The organism is Pseudomonas sp. A214 (genome assembly GCF_900156295.1).
Lineage (GTDB): Bacteria > Pseudomonadota > Gammaproteobacteria > Pseudomonadales > Pseudomonadaceae > Aquipseudomonas > Aquipseudomonas rhizophila.
Genome location: NZ_LT707062.1, coordinates 448,181 through 467,608, shown reverse-complemented (window position 1 = coordinate 467,608; position 19,428 = coordinate 448,181). Strand labels below are relative to the sequence as shown.

19 protein-coding genes are annotated in these 19,428 nt (G+C 60.7%); 11 read left to right on the top strand and 8 right to left on the bottom strand.

The features are described 5' to 3' along the window. Positions 1-120 precede the first annotated feature (120 nt). Both BW979_RS02070 and BW979_RS02065 read left to right on the top strand, forming a co-directional pair. Positions 121-663 carry a disulfide bond formation protein B gene (locus BW979_RS02070; protein ID WP_047226120.1) on the top strand — a complete coding sequence of 181 codons (543 nt, stop codon included), beginning with the start codon at positions 121-123 and terminating at the stop codon, positions 661-663. A gap of 177 nt (positions 664-840) precedes the next feature. Beyond that, positions 841-1,299 carry an Rsd/AlgQ family anti-sigma factor gene (locus BW979_RS02065; RefSeq protein WP_047226119.1) on the top strand — a complete coding sequence of 153 codons (459 nt, stop codon included), beginning with the start codon at positions 841-843 and terminating at the stop codon, positions 1,297-1,299. Positions 1,300-1,360: 61 nt separating this feature from the next. Here the strand turns inward: BW979_RS02065 and BW979_RS02060 are convergent, their stop codons facing one another. Then, the gene (locus BW979_RS02060; protein ID WP_047226118.1) at positions 1,361-2,026 is read right to left on the bottom strand and encodes an FKBP-type peptidyl-prolyl cis-trans isomerase; all 666 of its coding nucleotides are present in this window, start codon (positions 2,024-2,026) and stop codon (positions 1,361-1,363) included. 193 nt (positions 2,027-2,219) lie between these two features. Between BW979_RS02060 and BW979_RS02055 the strand changes: the two genes are divergently transcribed. After that, positions 2,220-3,362, top strand: coding sequence for an AlgP family protein (locus tag BW979_RS02055; RefSeq protein ID WP_076383073.1), 1,143 nt, complete (start codon positions 2,220-2,222; stop codon positions 3,360-3,362). Here the strand turns inward: BW979_RS02055 and BW979_RS02050 are convergent. After that, complete coding sequence (locus tag BW979_RS02050; protein ID WP_076383072.1) at positions 3,359-3,823, bottom strand: TIGR02444 family protein; 465 nt, start codon at positions 3,821-3,823, stop codon at positions 3,359-3,361. The two genes, BW979_RS02055 and BW979_RS02050, sit on opposite strands and share 4 nt — an antisense overlap. A 50-nt stretch (positions 3,824-3,873) precedes the next feature. Between BW979_RS02050 and BW979_RS02045 the strand changes: the two genes are divergently transcribed. The 3 genes from BW979_RS02045 to rhtB all read left to right on the top strand — a co-directional run bounded on the left by BW979_RS02045 (position 3,874) and on the right by rhtB (position 7,079). Beyond that, positions 3,874-5,784, top strand: a complete 1,911-nt coding sequence (locus tag BW979_RS02045; RefSeq protein ID WP_047226115.1) for an ATP-binding cassette domain-containing protein — start codon at positions 3,874-3,876, stop codon at positions 5,782-5,784. Continuing rightward, the gene (locus tag BW979_RS02040) at positions 5,784-6,365 is read left to right on the top strand and encodes a mechanosensitive ion channel family protein (RefSeq protein WP_047226114.1); all 582 of its coding nucleotides are present in this window, start codon (positions 5,784-5,786) and stop codon (positions 6,363-6,365) included. Before BW979_RS02045 ends, BW979_RS02040 begins: the two co-directional genes overlap by 1 nt. Positions 6,366-6,452: 87 nt before the next feature. After that, positions 6,453-7,079 carry a homoserine/homoserine lactone efflux protein gene (rhtB, locus tag BW979_RS02035; RefSeq protein ID WP_076383071.1) on the top strand — a complete coding sequence of 209 codons (627 nt, stop codon included), beginning with the start codon at positions 6,453-6,455 and terminating at the stop codon, positions 7,077-7,079. A gap of 66 nt (positions 7,080-7,145) precedes the next feature. On the opposite strand, the gene BW979_RS02030 is transcribed toward rhtB, so the two are convergent. From BW979_RS02030 to BW979_RS02015, 4 genes are all read right to left on the bottom strand, one after another. Then, a complete protein-coding gene (locus BW979_RS02030; protein WP_076383070.1) occupies positions 7,146-7,889 on the bottom strand; it encodes a penicillin-binding protein activator LpoB in 744 nt (247 codons plus the stop codon). Between the two features lie 3 nt (positions 7,890-7,892). Further along, positions 7,893-8,480, bottom strand: coding sequence for a penicillin-binding protein activator LpoB (gene lpoB / locus BW979_RS02025; protein WP_047226111.1), 588 nt, complete (start codon positions 8,478-8,480; stop codon positions 7,893-7,895). A gap of 162 nt (positions 8,481-8,642) precedes the next feature. Next, positions 8,643-9,014, bottom strand: a complete 372-nt coding sequence (locus BW979_RS02020) for a YcfL family protein (RefSeq protein WP_047226110.1) — start codon at positions 9,012-9,014, stop codon at positions 8,643-8,645. 18 nt (positions 9,015-9,032) lie between these two features. After that, complete coding sequence (locus BW979_RS02015) at positions 9,033-10,430, bottom strand: COG3014 family protein (protein ID WP_076383069.1); 1,398 nt, start codon at positions 10,428-10,430, stop codon at positions 9,033-9,035. A gap of 311 nt (positions 10,431-10,741) precedes the next feature. On the opposite strand from BW979_RS02015, the gene BW979_RS02010 reads away from it, so the two are divergent. After that, a complete protein-coding gene (locus tag BW979_RS02010; protein WP_076383068.1) occupies positions 10,742-12,640 on the top strand; it encodes an FTR1 family protein in 1,899 nt (632 codons plus the stop codon). Positions 12,641-12,748: 108 nt separating this feature from the next. After that, positions 12,749-13,204, top strand: coding sequence for a YaiI/YqxD family protein (locus tag BW979_RS02005; protein ID WP_047226107.1), 456 nt, complete (start codon positions 12,749-12,751; stop codon positions 13,202-13,204). 119 nt (positions 13,205-13,323) lie between these two features. Here the strand turns inward: BW979_RS02005 and elbB are convergent, their stop codons facing one another. Then, positions 13,324-13,992 carry an isoprenoid biosynthesis glyoxalase ElbB gene (elbB, locus tag BW979_RS02000; RefSeq protein WP_047226106.1) on the bottom strand — a complete coding sequence of 223 codons (669 nt, stop codon included), beginning with the start codon at positions 13,990-13,992 and terminating at the stop codon, positions 13,324-13,326. A gap of 123 nt (positions 13,993-14,115) precedes the next feature. Here elbB and BW979_RS01995 point away from each other — a divergent pair, with 123 nt between their 5' ends. Further along, on the top strand, positions 14,116-15,351 hold the full coding sequence (locus BW979_RS01995) for a sterol desaturase family protein (RefSeq protein ID WP_047226105.1): 1,236 nt from the start codon (positions 14,116-14,118) through the stop codon (positions 15,349-15,351). Here the strand turns inward: BW979_RS01995 and BW979_RS01990 are convergent. After that, positions 15,332-15,955 (bottom strand): DedA family protein, encoded by a 624-nt coding sequence (locus BW979_RS01990; RefSeq protein ID WP_047226104.1) that lies wholly within the window; start codon positions 15,953-15,955, stop codon positions 15,332-15,334. The two genes, BW979_RS01995 and BW979_RS01990, sit on opposite strands and share 20 nt — an antisense overlap. Positions 15,956-16,160: 205 nt before the next feature. Between BW979_RS01990 and hemB the strand changes: the two genes are divergently transcribed. Further along, positions 16,161-17,174 carry a porphobilinogen synthase gene (hemB, locus tag BW979_RS01985; RefSeq protein ID WP_047226103.1) on the top strand — a complete coding sequence of 338 codons (1,014 nt, stop codon included), beginning with the start codon at positions 16,161-16,163 and terminating at the stop codon, positions 17,172-17,174. A gap of 17 nt (positions 17,175-17,191) precedes the next feature. Beyond that, the gene (ppk1, locus tag BW979_RS01980) at positions 17,192-19,414 is read left to right on the top strand and encodes a polyphosphate kinase 1 (protein WP_076383067.1); all 2,223 of its coding nucleotides are present in this window, start codon (positions 17,192-17,194) and stop codon (positions 19,412-19,414) included. The last annotated feature ends 14 nt before the right edge of the window (positions 19,415-19,428 follow it).

The window sequence follows — 19,428 nt, the reverse complement described above, 5'->3', positions numbered from 1 at the left end:
CTTCTCTTGCTTGTCGGGAATTCCCTACACCCCTGGTGAAGTGTCTGCACGGCCCCGCCTTGAAAGGCCGGCGGCCTTTCCTCTACCGTAACGGCCTGTCTCTTCTGTTACGGAACCGCCATGTCTTTGGCTTGCTCACGCTTCTTGTTTTTCATGGCTTTCATCGCCGCCGCTCTGGTTTTTGGTATCGCCAGTTACCTTGAATATGCGGTAGGTCTGACGCCTTGCAGCCTGTGTGTTTTGCAACGGTTGTGCCTGATGCTGTTTTTGATGAACTGTCTCGCCGCATGCCTGCATGGTCCTGCTCAGAAAGGCAGCATCTGCTACGGGGCGATGGGGCTGGTTTTCGCGTCGAGCGGGTTGACGCTGGCATGGCGTCAGGTTCTGGTGCAAGGCGACTCGCTGGAGCAGTTGCCCGATTGTATCGATCACCTCAAGGCAGTGAGTTCGTGGTGGGGCGCTGTACATCGTGTACTCGAGGGGGCGATCGACTGCGCGAGCATCACCTGGACCCTGTTCGATCTGAGTCTTCCCGAATGGAGCCTGTTGTTTTTTCTCGCCGTGTCTTTTGTGATGTCCTATCTGCTGCTGCGCCTTGTCTGGAACGCTCTGATACGACCGCTCAGCGGCACAACGTCGCAACTGGTCCGGGTCATGGATTAAACACTTGTATGAACTTTATCTCCTGCGTACCTTGAAGCGGTTGTCGTGCGGGCATAATCTGGCCCGCACGTGTTATCGGATTTATGCCGCTCGATCATGTTGTGTCTGGCTTGTCCCTGATCATTTCAGGCGGTGCGCAGGCTGCGAGGGGCATGACTCACAAGGGAAGAAATCACCATGCTCGAAAGTTGTCAGAATGCTCAGGAACGCTGGGGTGGGGTGCATCTGCTGATCGACCGCTGGTTGCAGGAGCGTCACGAACTGGTTCGGGCCTATGATGCTCTCGGCGACAGGCCTGAAGCGCTGAGTGAAAGCCGCAAGCCGTTGCAGGAGTTCTGCGGTGTGCTGGTCGACTACGTGTCAGCCGGTCATTTCGAGATATACGAACAACTGACGAGTGAGGCCAAGGCCTTCAACGATAAACGTGGCCTGGAGCTCGCCGAGCAAATCTACCCGCGTATCGACGTCATCACCGAAAAACTGCTGGCCTTCAATGACCTGTGTGATGAAGGCAAATGCGTAGCGGAAAAATTCAAGGAACTGGGTGGCTTGCTGCACGAGCGTTTCGAACTGGAAGACTGTCTGATCGAAGTGCTGCACAACTCCCACAAGGAAGAAGCGCCGGCCCAGGCTTGAGGATTTTTGCAGAATCAAAAGAACGGTGCGCATTGCGCACCGTTTTTTTTTGGAGTCAACTTCAGGTCGTCGCGCCCAGCAACTCGATTTCAAACACCAGCGGCGTGAACGGGGGGATGACATCCCCGGCTCCTTCGGCGCCGTAGGCCAGGGTCGAAGGAATGACCAGTCGCCATTTTGCGCCTACCGGCATTTGCGGCAATGCACTGCGCCAACCGTCAATCACGCTGTCGAGACTGAACCACTGCGCCTGCCCGTTGGAATCAAACACGGTGCCGTCTGGCAATCGACCGACATACAACACCTGGACCTTGCCGTGAGGGCCGGCCTTGGCGCCATTGCCGGGCTTGAGTTCGGTCAACAGAATGCCATCTGCCAGTTGCTGTGCACCGGGCCGGGCTTTTTCCTCCTCAAGAAATTTCTGCTCGGTTTTCAGTGCCGCTTCGATCTGCGGCGTCGCCGATGACGACGTCAGCCGTGCCTGATGGTCGGCCAGTATCTGTTCGATGCGCTCATCTTTCAGGGCCAGCGGTTTGCCCAGATAGGCCTGTTGCAGACCCTCGACCAACGCCTGGATCTGCAGGTCGGGCACATCCTGGCGCAGACGTTCACCCAGGCTTGCCCCCAGGCTGTACGCCAAGTCATGAGCGTCGTTTGCGCTGGTTTTTTCTGCGGCCTGAGCCATGGAGCAAACCATGCAAAGGAATAAAAACAAGTGACGCGACATGTAGTGTTCTCCGGCCTCGAATGGAGGGGATTATGCCAGTGCCGATATCCGCAAAGGTGGTTTGCCCCGGCAGTGGGGTAGAAGATTTTTCGTCCCTTGCAACGCAACGTCTTGTGTACTGTCAACATGCCCTAGCGGCGGTTGCAGCAGAGGTCTAGTATGAGCCGCACTCACGTCAGTCAGGAGGTAAACCATGTCGGCCACCAAGAAGCCAGTAAACACTCCGTTGCACTTGCTCCAACAACTTTCGGGCAGTCTGCTCGAGCATCTGGAAAACGCCTGCTCCCAAGCCCTGGCTGATGCTGAAAAACTGCTCGCCAAACTGGAAAAACAACGCGGCAAAGCGCAGGAAAAACTGCACAAGTCGCGCACCAAACTGCAAGACGCGGCCACCGCCGGCAAGGCCAAGGCACAAGCCAAGGCCAAAGACGCTGTGAAAGAACTCGAAGATCTGCTCGATGCCTTGAAGGATCGTCAGTCCGAAACCCGCGCCTATATTCTGCAACTCAAGCGTGATGCCCAGGAAAGCCTGAAACTGGCCCAAGGCGTCGGTCGTGTGCAAGAAGCCGTGGGCAAGGCACTGAGCCTTCGTGCTGCCAAGCCTGCCGCTGCCGCTGTATCGGCCAGAAAACCGGCCGCTAAACCTGTCGCGACAAAAACACCGGCCAAGGTAGCTGCCAAACCGGCCGCAAAAGCGCCGGCCAAAGCAGCGAGCAAACCAGCCGCTAAACCGGCTGCGAAAAAACCGGTTGCTGCCAGCGCTGCAAAACCTGCTGCGAAAAAAACCGCCGTTAAAGCTGTCGCCAAGCCGGCGGCCAAAGTGGCGGCCAAGCCAGCCGCTAAACCTGTCGCCAAGCCAGCTGCTAAACCGACCGCTAAAACAGCCGCCGCCAAACCCGCAGCGACAAAAACCGCCGCGGCTAAACCGGCTGCCAAGCCAGCTGCTACAAAAACGGCTGCTGCCAAGCCCGCCGCCAAACCGGCTGCCAAGCCAGCCGCTGCCAAAGCGCCCGCCAAAGTTGCAGCTAAACCCGCTGCCAAGCCAGCCGCTGTCAAAGCACCTGCCAAAGCTGCGGCTAAACCGGCTGCCAAGCCGGCTGCTGCCAAACCCGCCGCGAAGCCTGCCGCCGCCAAGCCTGTGGCCAAGCCTGCTGCGAAACCCGCCGTGAAAACGCCTGCTGCCGCAAAACCTTCGACTGCTCCGGCGGCCAAGCCTGCGACATCGACTCCGGCTCCTGCAGCGACCCCTGCGCCAACCGCCAGCACTGCGACCCCGGCGCTGAACCCGAGCGCCGCCCCGGCGCCGAGCAGCAACACCCCAACCCGCGCTTCCTAAGTGCTGGACGCCGCGACGCGCAGCTGATGCAGCGCGTCGCGGTTCCCTTGGTCGGCGCCCGCCACGAGTCCTTGCAGCCATTGCGCTGAATCTTTGGGTTGTTCCCCAGGCCAGTCCCTGGTCGCAGTCTCCAGTCGCTCCAGCAATCGTCGCTCGGCTTCCAGTTCCAGTCGCTTGACCTGCTCGCGCAGGCTATCGAGTGCCGTGTCTTGAAGGGCGCGGGCTTTCCATTGGTTACGGAGCGTGCGCAAGGGCTGAACGACGTCCGTGTCCCAAGGGCCGACCCATTGCTGAAGCTGTTGCAGTCTTTGTTCAGTGCAGGCTACCCCGCGCTGTTCCAGCCACAGCCCGCAAAGCAGCAGGCAGACATTGGCGCCGGCGCCCTGCAGCGCCAGGCAGGTTTGTTCCACACCAGGCTTGGCGTAGAGGTCGAGGGAAAAGCTCCATAGATCAGAGGACATCGTGCTACTCGCGCCAGTTGCGAGCGAAGCTGGTAGACTCCGCCGCCATTATGATTCGACTTCAGAACCTGACTTTACAGCGTGGCCCGCAACGTCTGCTAGAAGACGCCGAGCTGACCCTGCACGCCGGCCACAAAGCTGGCCTCATCGGTGCCAACGGCGCCGGCAAATCGAGCCTGTTCGCCCTGCTTCGAGGTGAACTGCACCCGGACTCGGGCGATTGCCTGCTGCCCGCCGATTGGCGTATCGCCCACATGCGCCAAGAGGTCGACACCCTTGAGCGCCTGGCGGTGGACTACGTGCTTGACGGCGACCTGCGCCTTCGTCAGGTCCAACGCGACCTGGCGGCGGCCGAGGCGGCACACGATGGCGCCGCACAGGCCCGTCTGCACGCGGAGCTCGACAGCGCCGACGGCTACACCGCCGATGCCCGCGCACGCAAACTGCTGGCAGGCCTTGGGTTTACCAATGAGCAGATGGACCGTCAGGTTGGGGATTTCTCCGGTGGCTGGCGGATGCGCTTGAACCTGGCCCAGGCCCTGATGTGCCCTTCGGACCTGCTGCTGCTCGATGAGCCCACCAACCACCTGGACCTCGACGCCATCATCTGGCTCGAAGACTGGCTCAAGAGCTATCCCGGCACATTGCTGCTGATTTCCCATGACCGCGATTTCCTCGACGCGGTGGTGGATCATGTCGCCCATGTCGACCAGCGCAAGCTCACCTTGTACCGTGGCGGCTACAGCGCATTCGAGCGGGCCCGTGCCGAACGCCTGGCCCAGCAACAGCAGGCCTACGAGAAGCAGCAGGCGCAGCGTGCGCACATGGAAAGCTACATCGCCCGGTTCAAGGCCCAGGCCACCAAGGCCCGTCAGGCCCAGAGCCGGATCAAGGCACTGGAGCGGATGGAAGAACTGTCCGCGGCCCACGTCGATTCACCGTTTGATTTTGTTTTCCGCGAATCGACCAAGATTTCCAGCCCGCTGATCGACCTGTCGGATGCGCGTCTGGGTTATGGCGACAAGACCGTGCTGGAGAAGGTCAAGCTGCAGCTGACCCCTGGTGCGCGGATCGGCCTGCTGGGCCCGAACGGTGCTGGTAAGTCGACCCTGATCAAGAATCTCTCCGGCGAGCTCGAGCCCCTGGCCGGGCGTCTGACCCGGGGCGAGAACACCGTGGTCGGTTACTTCGCCCAACATCAGCTCGATTCTCTCGACGCCAAGGCCAGCCCGCTGCTGCATTTGCAGCGTCTGGCACCGAACGAACGCGAGCAGACCCTGCGTGATTTCCTCGGTGGTTTCGACTTTCGTGGTGCGCGCATCGATGAGCCGGTACTGAATTTTTCCGGTGGTGAAAAGGCTCGCCTGGCGCTGGCATTGATCGCCTGGGGCCGGCCGAACCTGTTGCTGCTCGACGAACCGACCAACCACCTCGATCTGGAAATGCGCCTGGCCCTCACCATGGCCTTGCAGGAATTCAGCGGCGCGGTGCTGGTGGTGTCTCACGACCGGCATTTGCTCAAGAGCACCACGGATAATTTTTTCCTGGTGGCCGACGGCAAGGTCGAAGAGTTCGACGGTGATCTGGAAGACTATGCCCGTTGGCTGGTGGATTACCGTCAGCGCAACGCACCGGTCAGTACCACGCCGGTTAACCCGGACAAGACCGACAAGAAAGCCCAGCGCCAGGCCGCCGCCGCATTGCGTCAGCAGTTGGCGCCTCACAAGCGTGAGGCCGACAAGCTCGAAGTCGAACTGGGCAAGCTGCATGAAAAACTGCAAAAGATCGAAACCAGCCTCGGCGACAGCGGTCTCTACGAAGCGGCGCGCAAGGATGAGTTGCGCGATCTGCTGGCCGAACAGGCCAGGCTGAAGGTTCGGGAAGCGGAGCTTGAGGAGGCGTGGATGCAAGCCCTGGAACTGCTGGAAAACCTGCAAGCGGAGCTGGAGGCATTGTCCTGATGGAAGCCTTGGCTTTGCCGATACCCGTCATGTGGGTCGAGCCGATCTGGCTCGGTGTGCAAATACTGCTGATCCTGCTGGCCGGCTACATCGCACAGCGTTGCGTGGCGCGGGCCCTCACGGGCCTTGCCGAGCGCTACCCGTTACCGTCCCAGTTGGTGATCATCCTGCGGGGTGTGCTGCGCTGGCTGATCATGGGCAGCGCGGTGCTGGTGGTACTTGAACGCCTGGGCGTCTCGGCCACGGTGCTGTGGACCGCGCTGTCGGGGTTCGTCGCGGTGGCGGCGGTGGCGTTCTTCGCCATCTGGAGCGTGCTGTCGAATCTGCTGTGCGCCATTTTGATCTACACCGTCGGGCCGTTTCGTCTGGGCGATGTGGTTGAGCTGGTGGAGTCCACCGACAAGCCCGGCATCAAGGGGCGGGTGGTGGCCATCAACCTGCTTTACACCACCCTGATCGAACCCGAGGAACTCGGTACGGGCAGTTCCATGGTGCAAGTGCCCAACAGCCTGTTCTTCCAGCGTTCGGTTCGACGCTGGCGCGGCAACGAGGCGTTTCCGGTCGGCGGGTTCGTCGAGTAAGCGGGGCTCGATCGTTAAATATCTGTGGTCAACCGTCCGGCGGCGCATTAGCTTAGTGACTTCAACGAATCTGAGCCGAGGTGTGCAATGGTGCTGGAGACATGGCTGGCGTTTTTCGCCGCTTGCTGGGTGATCAGTCTTTCGCCGGGCGCTGGTGCCATCGCATCGATGTCCAGCGGTCTGCAATACGGTTTCTGGCGCGGCTACTGGAATGCCCTGGGCCTGCAATTGGGTCTGGCGTTGCAAATCGTTATTGTCGCCGCCGGTGTCGGCGCGATCCTCACCGCATCGGCGACCGCGTTTTATGCGATCAAATGGTTTGGCGTGGCCTATCTGGTTTATCTGGGCGTCAAGCAGTGGCGAGCCATCCCGGGCGATCTCAGTGATGACGCGGCCGTGCGGCCTATCGGCAAGCCCCTGGCGCTGGTGTTTCGCGGGTTTCTGGTCAACATCAGCAACCCCAAGGCATTGGTGTTCATGCTTGCGGTGTTGCCACAATTCATCGACCCCCATGCCCCGCTGATCAAGCAATACCTGATCCTGGGTGTGACGATGGTTTGCGTCGACCTCATCGTCATGGCCGGGTACACCGGGCTGGCATCCAAAGTCCTGCGCCTGCTGCGCACTCCGAAACAGCAGCGTCGAATGAACCGCACCTTTGCCGGGCTGTTCATTGGTGCGGCGGGGTTGCTGGCGACAATTCGCAAAGCCTAGGTCTAACCCGCCGGTTGCAATGTGGCGGGGATAAATCTCCTCGCCACAAAATAATCGCTGAACCGCTTAGCGCAAAATGACTGGCGCGGTATCCCGTGGCAGGTTGTTGCGCGGCATCGGCTCGCCGGCTTGTTCGTAGTTCGGCCCGCCAAGTTGTTCGCTCAGTTGCCGCGCTACGTCCTCACCCAGGGCCTTGGACACCTCGCGCACGACTCGCGGGCGGTTGAGGTTGATGCGTACGTCCCGGTGATTCAGCAGCTTGGTGTCCTGGCCTTCACCCATGGCGGTGAAGGCCGAGGTGATTTCGTAGGTCTTGGTGTTGATCAGGCTGAAGTCCGCCACCAGGGTCAAGGCGAGCACCGCCGAGTAGCTGTTGGTATTGGCCAGTTCATTGATGTCGCGGGTGAAGTCGATGTCCGATACGGTGCCGAACAGCACGTAATCGGCGCCCTTGAAGTGTCCAGCCTTGATTCGCTTGATCACGTCATAGACGTCGCCCGTGGACGAAGCGGTGTGGGGCGTGCCTTGCACGAGCTGGAACATCCCGCTGCGCAGGATTTCGCCCTTGATGTCGCCGGTGAACTTGCGCAGTTCGCCCTGCTCGATGTAGCTGGTGGTGGCTTCCATCTCGTCGTAGCTCGACGAAGCGCTGGCGCTGTAAGGGTTCGCCTGGAAGTTGCTCTGGGCCGAAACGGTGTGGATGTATTCCTCCACCCGTTGCTGGTACGCCAGGTCAGTGACCGCGACTTTCGGGGCCGCCTGGGCGCCGAACGCGCAGGCCAGGGCCATGATGCCGATCCATGTGCGCATGGCTTAGCGCTCCGTGGTCTTGCGGATTTCTTTCTCGTCCATCCACTCGGCCAGACCGCTTTCGACGTCGATCAATTGCAGGCTGAATTTGTAGAAGACGTCCTTGTAGTCGCTGCTGCGCTTGACGATCGAGCTGATGGAGCCTTCGAGGCGGTATTTGGCCGCGATCATGTTGCCGGTCTTGGCCACGGTGCTTTTCTTGTACAGGCCGCTCTGGTTTTGCAGCTTGAGCTGGTCAACCTGGCTGTCCATGGCGTTGTTGTCGCTGGCGAAACGTGCCGCACCGGTCTTCATCAATTGGGTCTTGATGCTGGTGGTGATCTCGCGGGTGTCGATGTACTCGCTGGTCTTGTTCTTCACGTCATAGACCTGAACCACCGGGCGGCCCTGCAGAATGCCGGACTGGGCCAGGGAGCGGGTCATGGACTCGGCGATCATTTGCAGGTCGGTGGAGCCGAATTCGTTGGTCACGGTTTCCACGGCCTTGGTGTCGCCGTAGCTGATGTTCTTGCTGCCCAGGACCGGAGAGTTGTTGGCGCAGCCGCTGACCAGCAGGGCGGCCAGGGCGAGGGATGAAATGCGTACAAACATGGGAGTGCTCTCGAAAGCTGAAAAATTAGGGTTAACGCGTGGTGCCAGTCAGTAGAGCCTTTTGTGGGAGCGAGCCTGCTCGCGATAGCGGTCTGTCAGCCAAGCGCATTGCTGGTTGATGCATTGCTATCGCTAGCAAGCTCGCTCCCACAGGTGTGTGGCTCAAGGCGTATTGATTTCCAATCGGAAATCCACAGCCTTGGGGGTCGGTGCGATAGCCGGCAGGAAACTGGTTTGTTCGCCGTACAGCGTCAGGCTTTTCCAGGTTTCTTCCTCGGCAACCGGAAAGCCTTCCGGTCCCAACCAGGCAAAGCGGTAGTACATCGTCTTGTTGTTGAAGCTGGTGTTGCTCAACTGCACATTGACGGTCAGGTAGCCGTTTTCCCGGGCCACGCGCATGGCGCCGACCACGATGTTTTTCTGCTTGCCCATGGCCACGACTTTGCTGGCGGCGCTGCCCGGCTCCGGCGGCGCAGGGGTGGCGCAACCGGCCAGCAAGGCCAGGACACCGAGGGTGATCAGTTTTAAACGCATTTGAACAAGACTCCGTTCTTAAGGTTGCTTGATGCTGGCGACGGCGGTCGGGTTGGTGCTCGGGATCACCTGGGCGGCCAGGCCACCGGCGAAGACCTGATTGCCCACCGCCCGCAGGCTGATGACCTGGTAACGCTGATCGACGGTAACCTTGACCACCGAACCGCCCACCGCGCTCGGCAAGGTGACGTGGTGTTCACCTTTTTTCAGGCGCAGACGCACCACTTGGGTGTAGTCCGGCAGGGTGCGCCAGGTCCGGGTGTCCGCGCCTTCCAGCACGGCCGAGGTCAGGCCCACCGCGAGGCCGGCCAGGGGATTGGTTTCGTTGATCTGTTTTTGCGCCACGCCCCGGGTGATCGCGCGCACGGTTGTGCGCAGGATGATGCCGGGCATGTCGTCGCGCAGGGCGCGGCGGGACATGGCTGTGGTGCTGTTGAGCTGGGTCAGGTCCAGTTGACGACCGTCGACACCGATTTGAGTGAACGTGGCGGTGGAGGTGTCAGGCTTGATCAGGGGGAATGACAGTGGCGTGATCACCACATTGCCGCTGATGGGCAGGGGCAGGGGAATGCGGATCGAGTCCCGTGACGGCGCCAGGCCGCTCTGCACCACAATCAGGATGTCGCTTTCATCCTTCTTGCCAGCGGGCTTGTCGAGGTTGATCAATGCCTGCTCCAGCAACGGCGTATTCGGACGCAGTTCGGCGGCTTTGCGATAACCCGGAGCGGCCAGGTCTTTTTCGCCCAAGGCTTCATAGACGAACCCGGCCAGGTAATGGCTGAACGCACTCTGATAGCTGTTTTTCAGGCTGATCACTTCCGGCGCGTCGAGGCTGGCCACCGGGTAGCCCTGCAGGTCCTTGTACTCGGTCTTGACCCCTTGCTTCTCGGCGTCTTCCTCGCGCTTGAGGTATTCCTTGTCCCGCAGGTCGGCAATCACCGCTTCGCGCTCGTGGGTTTTCTTGATCTGCATCCGCGCGCCGTCGAAGTCGTTCACGGCCAGCTGGTTCAGGGCCATCTGCGTGGTCAGCATGACCTTTTCGTAGTCATAGCCTTCGTAGCGTCGAACTTTATCGTTGACCAGAAAGCTGCCGAACTGTGCCAGATATTTGCCTGTGTCGAGCTTGACTGCATCTTCCCACTGACCCACCTGCTGATCGGCGCTGGACCAGGCAGCCTGACTGCCGGGCAGGTCGCCCTTGGCGCGCAACAGTTCGCCTTTTTCGAAGAAATACAGCAGGTCTTTGTCTTGGCTGGTGTTGTTCTTCTCCAGCAGGGTCAACGCCGCGTCGACGTTGCCGGAAGCCAGTTGCTGATTGGTCTGGGCAAATTCGCTGTCGTAGTTGCGAAACGCAGAGCAGCCAGACAACAAGGTGATCGCGCCGAGGGCGATCGAAAGAGCGACACGGGATGCCATGAATACTTCTTCCCTGAGGTATCAGCCGGGGGTGCGGGTCGGGCTGGGACGATCCACGGACGAGCGCCGGGCGCTGTCGGTTCCTCATAACCGGAGGAGCTTTTATGCCTTCGGACAATAAGAGGGCGGCGGGATTATAAACATGGCCGTTGGCTATGTAATGGCTTTTTAATCTCGTAATGCAGTTTTTGTGACATCACTTCCAAGCGTGAAGATCCGATGAAATCTGCTTCAGAAACACATCAACCCTTGAGTCAAGGTCATTGGAAGTGAACAATGTGTTACTTCTTATTTCCATCTGAGAGTCATTCATGACTGCCCCGTACCGTTTTCTGGCCTGGCTAGCGCTGCCGTTGTTTGCGCTATGCAGCGCCAATCTATTGGCCGACACCCTGGAGGGCGCCCCCCAGGCGCTGCATTTACTGGATTACATCGGGGCGGATTATCCGGCGACGGTGCAGGCGGGCAAGGTTGTCGACGAGTCTGAATACCGCGAGCAACTGGAATTTACCCAGCGCCTGGAAGGGCTGATCGTTGCGCTGCCAGCCAAACCTGAAAAAGCAGAGCTGACACAAGGCGTCGGCGCCTTGCGCAGCGCCATCACCGCGCATCAGGACGGCGATGAGGTCGCCCGCCTGGCGCGGCAACTGGGGGCCAGACTGGCGGTGGCGTATGAGGTCAGTCAGGCGCCAGTGATCACCCCGGACCCGGCCCGCGGTGCGCCGCTGTATGCGCAGAATTGCTCGGTGTGCCACGGTGACAGCGGGGCTGGCGACGGTCCTGCCGGTGTCGGCCTGGAGCCTGCACCCGCCAACCTGCGCGATGGGGCGCGCCTGGATCATCTGAGTCTCTACGCGATCTACAACACGCTTGGCATGGGCGTCGAAGGCACTGACATGCCGGCCTTTGCCGATCAGCTCGACGACCGTCAGCGCTGGGACCTGGCGACGTACATCGCCAGCTTCAGCGCCGATCCGGCGGCCGCTAAAAGCGGACAGACCTTCAACCTCGCTGATCTGGCGCGCCAGACACCGGCCGAAATCCTCGCGGCGCAGGGCCCTGAAGCGGCAGCCACCTTTCGCGCCCAGCGTGCCCAGCCGCCACAAGTGCAGCGTGGCCCGGCGCAGTTGCTCGACTACACCGCCACCACCCTGGACAAGAGCATCGCGGCGTATCGCGCCGGTGATCACGACCAAGCCTATGACTTGTCGGTAGCCGCTTACCTGGAAGGTTTCGAGCTGGTGGAAAGTTCGCTGGATAACGTCGATGCCAATGTGCGCAAGGACACTGAAAAAGCGCTGATGGCCTACCGTCAGTCGTTGCAGGATGGCTTGTCGGTCGAGCAGGCCGAGCAGCGCCTGGACGCGGCCAAGGCCAAGCTGACGGAGTCGGCGAATTTGCTGGGTGGCGACGGTTTGAGCTGGTCGCTGAGTTACATCTCGGGCTTGCTGATTCTGCTTCGCGAAGGGCTGGAGGCGATTCTGGTGCTGGCGGCGATCCTGGCGTTCCTGCGCAATACCGGCCAACAGTCAGCGGTTCGCAGCGTCAACGTCGGTTGGGGGCTGGCGCTGCTGGCTGGTCTGGCGACCTGGGGGCTGGCCGCCTATGTGATTGACGTCAGCGGCGCCCAGCGCGAATTGCTCGAAGGCGCAACGGCCTTGTTTGCCAGTGTGATGGTGCTGTGGCTGGGTGTGTGGATGCACGACCGACGTCACGCGGCGGCCTGGCAGGATTACATCAAGAGCAGCCTGGTGGGCGGCGGCGGACGTTTCGGTTTTGCGATCCTGGCGTTTTTCTCGGTCTATCGCGAGCTGTTCGAAGTGATCCTGTTCTACGAAACCCTGTGGCTGCAAGCCGGTCCCGCCGGGCATGATGCCGTGTTGGCTGGCGGCGCCACGGCGCTGGTGCTGTTGGTGGGGTTGGCCTGGGTGATTCTGCGCGGCTCGGCGAAACTGCCGCTGGCGTTGTTTTTCAGCATCAATGCCGGATTGCTCTGCGCGCTGTCGGTGGTTTTTGCCGGTCATGGCGTGAAGGCGCTGCAAGAAGCCGGTATCTTTGGCACCCGTCCGGTGGCGTTCTTCGATTTCGACTGGCTGGGCATTCACGCCGATGCTTATTCCTTGGCCGCCCAAGTGGTGGCGATCGTGGCGATTGTGGTGTTGTACGGGCGCAGTCGGGTGGCGGAGAAGCGTAGGGTCCAGGTTTCCTGAACAGCATTCGCTGCGCTCATAATCGCGGGCAAGCCTTGCTCCCACAGTCAGTATTCGCCTGTGGAAGCAAGGCTTGCCCGCGATGCTTTTAATTAGAGGAAAAACTCAATGCGTGTATGGATCGACGCCGACGCCTGTCCCAAGGCCGCGAAGGAACTGGTGGTCAAGTTCGCCTTGAAACGCCGCTTCGAAGTGGTGCTGGTGGCCGGCCAACCGCAGATCAAGCCGGCCTTGGCCTGCGTGAAGCTGATCGTGGTGCCCAGCGGGCCTGACGCGGCGGACGATTACCTGGTGGAGCATGCCGTACCGGGTGAGCTGGTGATCTGCAGCGACGTACCGTTGGCTGACCGGCTGGTGAAGAAGGGGGTTGCGGCACTGGATCCGCGGGGCAAGGAGTTCGATGCGCAGAACATGGGTGATCGGCTGGCGGTGCGCAACCTGTTCACCGACTTGCGTGAGCAGGGCCATATGGGCGGCGGGCCGGCAGCGTACAGCGAGCGGGACAAGCAAGGGTTCGCCAATGCGCTGGATCGGATACTGACGCGCTTGGCCCGAACTTCCTGAGTCTGCTCGGACCTCTTGTGGGAGCGAGCCTGCTCGCGATGACGGTGTGTCAGCAAACAGATACATCAACTGAACTGACGCCTTCGCGAGCAGGCTCGCTCCCACATTGAAGGGTGGTGTTACTCGTCATTCTCGTGAGTCAACTCCAGCACCCGGTCCACCAGTTTATTGATCCCCGAAGCCGCTTCGCTGATGTTCTGCGCCAGCATGTAGGCCGGCGTGCTGACCAGCTTGCGCGCAGTGTCTTCGACGATATCGGTGACAGCGCAGTCTTCGTGGATGCCGCCCATTTTGGTGACGGCGGCGGCAGTGTCGGTATCTGTGCCAATGGTACAGGTCACCCCCGGACCATAGATTTTTGCCGCCAGGGCCGGGGAAATGCAGATCAGCCCCACCGGTTTTCCGGCCTCGGCAAAGGCTTCGGTCAGCGCCAGAACCTCAGGCTGGACGGTGCAGCCCGCGCCTTCGACGGCAAAGTTGGAGAGGTTCTTCGCCGCGCCGAAACCGCCAGGCACGATCAGCGCGTCGAAGTCCTCGACGTTGGCTTCGCGCAAATCCTTTACATTGCCCCGAGCGATCCGGGCGGACTCCACCAATACGTTGCGGCTCTCGGGCATCTGCTCGCCGGTCAGGTGATTGATGACCTGCAACTGCGCGATGTCGGGGGCGAAACACTGCACCTGTGCGCCGCGCTGGTCGAGGCGCAGCAAGGTGATCACGCTTTCTTGGATCTCTGCACCGTCATACACGCCACAGCCGGAAAGGATCACTGCAACTTTTTTGCTCATGGGCTTTTCTCCAGATTCATGGCGTTAAATGTCCACTAATTTGTCACTCGTTGCCATAGGGTTATCGAGCAGCTACACCTAATCTGCCGACTATCTCCCTGCTTTGTCTGCTCGGGTTGCGTCATGAATTTCATTCTGTATGCCGTGCCGTTTTTCTTTGTGCTGATTGCCGTCGAGTTGCTGGCCGACCGCTGGCGGGGTGTGAGCCATTACCGCGTGGCAGACGCCATCAACAGCCTGAGCACCGGCGTGCTCTCCACCACGACCGGTTTGCTGACCAAGGGCGTGGGGTTGGTGACCTACGCGTTTGCCTTGGAACACCTGGCCGTTATCCACTTGTCTGCCGACCAGGCCTGGGTCTGGGTATTGGCCTTCGTGTTCTACGACTTCTGTTATTACTGGCTGCACCGCATGGGCCATGAGCGCAACATCCTCTGGGCGGCCCATTCGGTCCATCATCAGAGCGAGGACTACAACCTCTCCACGGCGTTGCGCCAGACCAGCACCGGGTTTGTGTTGAGCTGGATTTTCTACCTGCCGCTGGCGGTGGCCGGCGTGCCGCTGGTGGTGTTCGTCAGCGTGGCGGCGTTGAATCTGCTGTATCAGTTCTGGGTCCACACCCAACACATCCCCAAGCTCGGCTGGCTGGAGTGGTGTTTCGTTACGCCGTCCAATCATCGCGCCCACCATGCACAGAACCCTCTTTACATGGATCGCAATTACGGCGGGGTGTTCATTATTTGGGACCGTCTGTTTCGCACCTTTCAGGAAGAAGACGCTAACGAACCGGTGATTTTTGGCGTGACCACGCCGCTGGCGAGCTGGAATCCGTTGTGGGCCAACCTGCAGTTCTATGCGCAATTGTGGGCGGATGCGCGACGGGCAGAGCGCTGGCGAGACAAGCTGCGGATCTGGTTTATGCCCACCGGTTGGCGTCCGGCGGATGTGGCGGCGCGGTACCCGCTGAACAAGCCGGACCTGAGTCAGTTCCGCAAATTCGAGGTGCCGCTGGACGGCCGCCAGCAGTGGTACGTGGCGTTGCAGTTCTGTACCTACATTGCGCTGGGCAGTTACTTGATGAACCTGGAGAACAGCCTGTCGGTTGCTGCCCTGGTGTTGGGTTGGGGCACGGTGGCGCTGGGTTTGTTTGTGTTGGGCGTGGCCCTGGAGAATCGCCCGTGGGCCCTGAGGCTGGAGCTGTTGCGGCTGGTCCTGAATTTACCACTGGTGTGGCTGGCGCCGCTGGTGGGGTTGTGGCCGGCCAGCCCCGTGGCCTGGGTTGGGTTGCTCAGCTACAGCCTGCTCAGTGGCATCGGGCTGTATTGCTGTCGCAGCCGGGTCACTCGGCTGGCGTCGTAGGCTCGTGGGTCCTGGCTTGCTCCAGCCGTTCGGCTTCGAGGACTTTCCTGGCCAGCCGTGCATTCTTGATACGTCGACGCAGCCACAGGCATAGCCCCAGCACCAGCAGGGCACCGAGTACCCACAACTCATATTTCTTGATGCTGCCCAGCATGCCTTCGAGCACCGCGCCGAAGTGGTACGCGGCGGCGGCCAGGGCAGTGGCCCAGATCGCCGCGCCGATACCATTGAGCAACAGATAGCGGCCCGGCGGATAGCCCGACAGCCCGATGGCCACCGGCATGACTGTGCGCAAGCCGTAGACGAAGCGAAAACTCAGGACCCAGATGTCCGGATGCCGGCGAATGTGCTCCAGCGCCCGATCGCCCATCAACTGCCAGCGAGGTTTTCGCGCCAGTAGCCTGCGGCCGTGCTTGCGCCCCATGAAGTACCACAACTGATCGCCCGCGTAGCTGCCGCAGAACGCCACCACCACCACCAGATTGATGTCCATGTAGCCACGGAACGCCAGGAAGCCTGCGAGCACGAGGATGGTTTCGCCTTCGAAGAACGTGCCGATAAACAAGGCCAGGTAGCCGAAGTCATGGAGAAATTGCTGGAGCATTGTCTGGGTGCTGGCGAAATGAACGCGCAGCCTAACCCTTCGGACACATTCAGGAAAGTATCGAGATGTGTCTCGACGTGAACATTTCCTGCAACGACAATGACTGCGACGACGGGACGCAGGTGCACATATCTGTCATCTGTTCGTCATAATGGCCGTCTATAACTGTCACGCTCGCCCGTCAGCGCGGGCTCAGGAGTCTGCCGTGAGCTTTACCCCCGCCAATCGTCTGTTCCCCGCTACCCGTCTGCGTCGCAATCGCCGTGATGAGTTCTCTCGTCGGCTGGTGCGTGAAAACGTGCTGACCACTGATGACCTGATCCTGCCGGTGTTCGTGCTGGACGGTGAGAACCGTCGCGAGGCCGTGGCCTCGATGCCCGGGGTAGAGCGCCTGACCATCGACCTGTTGCTTGAAGAAGCCGCCAAGTGGGTCGAGCTGGGTATTCCGGCGCTGGCGCTGTTCCCGGTCACGCCTGCCGGGCTCAAGTCCCTGGACGCCGCCGAAGCCTGGAACCCCGATGGCATCGCCCAGCGCGCGACCCGTGCCCTGCGTGCCCGTTTCCCGGAACTGGGCGTGATCACCGACGTGGCGCTGGACCCGTTCACCACGCATGGGCAGGACGGCATTCTCGATGAAGAAGGCTATGTGCAGAATGACATTACCGTCGATGCACTGGTCAGGCAGGCGTTGTCTCACGCCGAGGCCGGTGCCCAGGTGGTGGCGCCGTCGGACATGATGGACGGTCGCATCCAGGCGATCCGTGAGGCGCTTGAAGTGGCCGGTCATGTCAATGTGCGGATCATGGCCTACTCGGCCAAGTACGCCAGCGCCTATTACGGCCCGTTCCGTGATGCGGTCGGCTCGGCGCTGAATCTGGGCAAGGCCAACAAGGCCTCTTATCAGATGGACCCGGCCAACAGCGAGGAAGCCTTGCACGAAGTGGCGGCGGACTTGTCAGAAGGGGCTGATATGGTCATGGTCAAGCCGGGCATGCCTTACCTCGACATTCTTTGCCGGGTCAAAGACGAATTCAAAGTACCGACCTTTGTCTATCAGGTCAGCGGCGAGTACGCCATGCACATGGCGGCAATCCAGAACGGCTGGTTGGGCGAAGGAGTGATCCTTGAGTCCTTGACCGCTTTCAAACGTGCAGGAGCTGATGGCATCCTGACTTACTTTGCTGTGCGCGCCGCCCAATTGTTACGAGAGCAGAAATAGCCTCCCAGGAACTTGTGATGAATACCGAAGGACTCTCTGAAGTTGCCGTAAAAGACGCTCAGCCCGTGGTCGAGCAGGTCGCCGAAACACCGCCGGAGCATGAGGCCGTGCCTACGCCGCCGGTGGTGCCCGAGGCCCCCGTGGCCCCTGCGATTGTCATTCCCAACCTGGATGACAGCAGCCTGTACATCCATCGCGAGCTGTCGCAACTGCAGTTCAACATCCGCGTGCTGGAGCAGGCGCTGGACGAGTCCTACCCGCTGCTGGAGCGGCTCAAGTTCCTGCTGATCTTTTCCAGCAACCTGGACGAGTTCTTCGAGATTCGCGTCGCCGGCCTGAAAAAGCAGATCACCTTCGCCCGTGAACAGGCCGGTGCCGACGGCCTGCAGCCGCACCAGGCTCTGGCCCGCATCAGCGAGCTGGTCCACGGCCACGTTGACCGCCAGTACGCGATTCTCAATGACATTCTGTTGCCCGAACTGGAAAAGCATCAGGTTCGCTTCATCCGTCGGCGCAACTGGAACACCAAGCTCAAGACTTGGGTGCGCCGCTATTTCCGCGACGAGATCGCCCCGATCATCACCCCGATCGGCCTCGACCCGACGCACCCGTTCCCGCTGCTGGTCAACAAGAGCCTGAACTTCATTGTCGAGCTTGAAGGTATCGACGCCTTCGGTCGCGATTCCGGCCTGGCGATCATCCCCGCGCCACGCTTGTTGCCGCGCATCATCCGCGTGCCGGAAGACGTCGGCGGCCCCGGTGACAATTATGTGTTCCTGTCGTCGATGATCCACGCTCACGCCGACGACCTGTTCCAGGGCATGAAGGTGAAGGGTTGCTACCAGTTCCGCCTGACCCGTAACGCCGACCTGTCGGTAGACACCGAAGACGTCGAAGACCTGGCCCGCGCCCTGCGCGGCGAGCTGTTCTCGCGCCGCTACGGTGATGCGGTGCGCCTGGAAGTGGCCGACACTTGCCCCAAACACCTGTCCGACTACCTGCTCAAGCAGTTCAACCTGCATGAGACCGAGCTGTATCAGGTCAACGGTCCGGTCAACCTGACCCGACTGTTCAGCATCACCGGTCTGGACAGCCATCCGGAACTGCAATATTTGCCGTTCACGCCACAGATCCCGAAGTTGCTGCAAAACAGCGAGAACATCTTCAGCGTGATCAGCAAGCAGGACATTCTGCTGCTGCACCCATTCGAGTCGTTCACGCCCGTGGTCGACCTGCTGCGCCAGGCGGCCAAGGATCCCCACGTATTGGCGGTGCGCCAGACCCTGTATCGCAGCGGCGCCAACTCGGAAATCGTCGACGCCTTGGTGGACGCGGCGCGTAACGGCAAAGAGGTCACGGCAGTGATCGAATTGCGGGCGCGCTTCGATGAAGAGTCCAACCTGCAACTGGCCAGTCGTCTGCAAGCGGCCGGTGCGGTGGTGATTTATGGTGTGGTCGGCTTCAAGACCCACGCCAAGATGATGCTGATCCTGCGGCGCGAGGCCGGCGAGATCGTGCGTTACGCCCACCTGGGCACCGGCAACTATCACGCCGCCAACGCCCGTCTGTACACCGACTACAGTTTGCTGACCTCCGACGATGCCTTGTGCGAAGACGTCGGCAAGCTGTTCAGTCAGTTGATCGGCATGGGCAAGACCCTGCGCATGAAAAAACTGCTGCACGCGCCGTTCACCTTGAAAAAGGGCATGCTCGACATGATTGCCCGGGAGACGCAGTTCGCCCTGGACGGCAAGCCGGCGCACATCATCGCCAAATTCAACTCGCTGACCGATCCGAAGATCATCCGCGCGTTGTACAAGGCCAGCCAGTCGGGCGTGCGCATCGACCTGGTGGTGCGCGGCATGTGCTGCCTGCGGCCGGGTATCCCGGGGGTTTCCCACAACATCCATGTACGCTCGATCATCGGCCGCTTCCTGGAACATACCCGGGTGTTCTACTTCCTCAACGGTGGGGAGGAGCAGATGTTCCTGTCCAGCGCCGACTGGATGGAGCGCAACCTCGACAAGCGCGTCGAGACCTGCTTCCCGGTGGAAGGCAAGAAGCTGATCCTGCGGGTCAAGAAGGAGCTGGAAAGCTACCTCACCGACAACACCCACAGCTGGAGCCTGCAATCGGACGGTCGCTATATCCGCAACACGCCGACCGGCAACCAGAATGCCCGCAGCGCCCAGGCGACATTGCTGGAGCGCTTGGGCAGCCCGTTGCTGACGGTTCGTTAAGAGGTAGAGGCAGG

Bases quoted from the DNA above. Each gene is read 5' to 3' on its own strand.
- BW979_RS02065 (WP_047226119.1), top strand. From the start codon at position 841: ATGCTCGAAAGTTGTCAGAATGCTCAGGAACGCTGGGGTGGGGTGCAT.
- BW979_RS02050 (WP_076383072.1), bottom strand. From the start codon at position 3,823: ATGTCCTCTGATCTATGGAGCTTTTCCCTCGACCTCTACGCCAAGCCT.
- BW979_RS02070 (WP_047226120.1), top strand. From the start codon at position 121: ATGTCTTTGGCTTGCTCACGCTTCTTGTTTTTCATGGCTTTCATCGCC.
- BW979_RS02060 (WP_047226118.1), bottom strand. From the start codon at position 2,026: ATGTCGCGTCACTTGTTTTTATTCCTTTGCATGGTTTGCTCCATGGCT.
- lpoB (WP_047226111.1), bottom strand. From the start codon at position 8,480: ATGTTTGTACGCATTTCATCCCTCGCCCTGGCCGCCCTGCTGGTCAGC.
- BW979_RS02020 (WP_047226110.1), bottom strand. From the start codon at position 9,014: ATGCGTTTAAAACTGATCACCCTCGGTGTCCTGGCCTTGCTGGCCGGT.
- BW979_RS01995 (WP_047226105.1), top strand. From the start codon at position 14,116: ATGAATTTCATTCTGTATGCCGTGCCGTTTTTCTTTGTGCTGATTGCC.
- BW979_RS01990 (WP_047226104.1), bottom strand. From the start codon at position 15,955: ATGCTCCAGCAATTTCTCCATGACTTCGGCTACCTGGCCTTGTTTATC.
- BW979_RS02015 (WP_076383069.1), bottom strand. From the start codon at position 10,430: ATGGCATCCCGTGTCGCTCTTTCGATCGCCCTCGGCGCGATCACCTTG.
- rhtB (WP_076383071.1), top strand. From the start codon at position 6,453: ATGGTGCTGGAGACATGGCTGGCGTTTTTCGCCGCTTGCTGGGTGATC.
- elbB (WP_047226106.1), bottom strand. From the start codon at position 13,992: ATGAGCAAAAAAGTTGCAGTGATCCTTTCCGGCTGTGGCGTGTATGAC.
- ppk1 (WP_076383067.1), top strand. From the start codon at position 17,192: ATGAATACCGAAGGACTCTCTGAAGTTGCCGTAAAAGACGCTCAGCCC.
- BW979_RS02030 (WP_076383070.1), bottom strand. From the start codon at position 7,889: ATGCGCACATGGATCGGCATCATGGCCCTGGCCTGCGCGTTCGGCGCC.
- BW979_RS02055 (WP_076383073.1), top strand. From the start codon at position 2,220: ATGTCGGCCACCAAGAAGCCAGTAAACACTCCGTTGCACTTGCTCCAA.
- BW979_RS02040 (WP_047226114.1), top strand. From the start codon at position 5,784: ATGGAAGCCTTGGCTTTGCCGATACCCGTCATGTGGGTCGAGCCGATC.
- BW979_RS02005 (WP_047226107.1), top strand. From the start codon at position 12,749: ATGCGTGTATGGATCGACGCCGACGCCTGTCCCAAGGCCGCGAAGGAA.
- BW979_RS02045 (WP_047226115.1), top strand. From the start codon at position 3,874: ATGATTCGACTTCAGAACCTGACTTTACAGCGTGGCCCGCAACGTCTG.
- BW979_RS02010 (WP_076383068.1), top strand. From the start codon at position 10,742: ATGACTGCCCCGTACCGTTTTCTGGCCTGGCTAGCGCTGCCGTTGTTT.